General features: G+C 27.0%; 4 protein-coding genes. All 4 read right to left on the bottom strand.

What is annotated here, in order from left to right:
- Nucleotides 1–219, bottom strand: a 219-nt coding sequence (locus tag ON24_RS07775) for a hypothetical protein (RefSeq protein ID WP_040682547.1), incomplete at its 3' end; no start/stop codon positions are given.
- Between the two features lie 61 nt (nucleotides 220–280).
- Nucleotides 281–631: a hypothetical protein gene (locus ON24_RS07770; protein WP_040682546.1), complete on the bottom strand. Its 351-nt coding sequence runs from the start codon at nucleotides 629–631 to the stop codon at nucleotides 281–283.
- A complete protein-coding gene (locus tag ON24_RS07765; protein ID WP_040682545.1) occupies nucleotides 628–1194 on the bottom strand; it encodes a hypothetical protein in 567 nt (188 codons plus the stop codon). The genes ON24_RS07770 and ON24_RS07765 overlap by 4 nt, the downstream gene beginning before the upstream one ends.
- A gap of 37 nt (nucleotides 1195–1231) precedes the next feature.
- A complete protein-coding gene (locus ON24_RS07760; protein ID WP_040682544.1) occupies nucleotides 1232–1477 on the bottom strand; it encodes a carboxypeptidase-like regulatory domain-containing protein in 246 nt (81 codons plus the stop codon).
- Between the last annotated feature and the right edge of the window lie 147 nt (nucleotides 1478–1624).

Genomic DNA, 1624 nt, shown 5'->3' with positions numbered 1-1624 from the left:
ACCTTTATCAGAAACAATACTTCCCCTTAAATTTCCAGTATCTACAGGAGCTCCTCCACTTGGATTTTTCCCCCCAGCTACACCTTCACCTGGTTTTTTCATTTCACGTTCTGCTTCATCAATAACCTCATCGAGAACATCAGAAAGGATTGCGGAATATGTTTTTTGTGATAATTTTTCCATTCCAGATCCAGTTATATCAATTTTAAAACCTAACATATTAATCCATATCCAAAAGTAAAAAAAATTTTTTAAATTAAAAAAAGAATGAGTAATGTTTTTAATCTTCTAATTTTATTGGAGGTACACGTAATTCAATTAATTCTAATTCCATATGATTTAAGAAATGATCCCATAATGCTGGACGTCCATAAACTTTAAAATATTGTCCGTTATAAAGAATAATATCTTCTTCTTGAACGTTTGCTGATGGTTCAAGATTTGCTATATATTGATTTTTTTGTTCATTACCATGTTCGGAGTTTTCATTATCAAATCTTTTTTTCTGAATATCTGCTGTATATTCTGCAATGAATTTATTTACAAATTCGGGTTCTCCATCATCATCATAATCTCCAGTTTCAGTATATCTGTAAACACGGATTTTAGCATTTGGGAAGAATAAATTCATAACATCACACACCTACAATGATACTTATTTTTTAAAGAATTAATTTTATTATTGATTTGTGTGTAAAGTGAGGTATTTGAATTATATGAAATAGACACATTACCTTCAGTTATTGAGGATATTTCACCAAATTGGTTATCTGCTTTTTGAAATGTGTATAATATGATATCATATAATAATGATTGAATATTACTGTTAAATTCTTGTTGAGTAAAACCAGCAAGATATTCTAATTCAATTTTGCCTTTAAAAATATGATTAAAATATATTATACCTTCCTTTAAGACAATATTATAATCATTTGAATCCAATTCTTTATCATCAATAGTTAATTTTTGAATTGAGATTACAGGATAATAATCAAGAAAAATAACATCGGATGAAAAATTATTAATGTAAATAGTATTTACTTTTGGATTAATATTTATTCCAATTAAACCTTCAAGTTGATTTAATTTAACTTCACACAAATTAATTAATTCTTCATCAGTTAAATCCAAAGTTATCTTATTCATTTTAAGGTAAATTTTTAATCCATCAACATTAAAATCAAAATTACTCATTTTAAATAACCTTTAATTTTTAATAATTATCTTTCTTTTATATTGTTACAGTTAAAGTTGCAATTTTATCTGCATTACCTTCAACATCCAAATCATTTGTAATAGTAGTATAACCAGTACATTCTACAGTTACAACATATGATCCTACAGGAACATTATTTATATTGCAACCACCAGTAGATCCAGATTTTCCACTAGTATATACCTCTTCAGTAACTTTATTTTTCAATGTTACAATTGCACCAGTAATAGGATTTGTACCGTCATTAATAGTATAATGCACAGTATAAGTTTTACTGGTGCCATCTACTTTTTTCCAATACCACTAATAAATCCATTTCTAAACTGAGCAATATTTTGAGAAGTAATGAAGTTTGCAACAGCAAAACGTTTTCCAAGTTTATTTGTTGGAATATTTTCTATAACGCTC

It is taken from the genome of Methanobrevibacter boviskoreani JH1 (assembly GCF_000320505.1).
In the GTDB taxonomy this organism is placed as follows: Archaea; Methanobacteriota; Methanobacteria; order Methanobacteriales; family Methanobacteriaceae; genus Methanarmilla; species Methanarmilla boviskoreani.
Note: the sequence above shows the minus strand (reverse complement) of the source record. Positions and strands in the feature narration are given on the sequence as shown.

Bases quoted from the DNA above. Each gene is read 5' to 3' on its own strand.
- ON24_RS07770 (WP_040682546.1), bottom strand. From the start codon at position 631: ATGAATTTATTCTTCCCAAATGCTAAAATCCGTGTTTACAGATATACT.
- ON24_RS07765 (WP_040682545.1), bottom strand. From the start codon at position 1,194: ATGAGTAATTTTGATTTTAATGTTGATGGATTAAAAATTTACCTTAAA.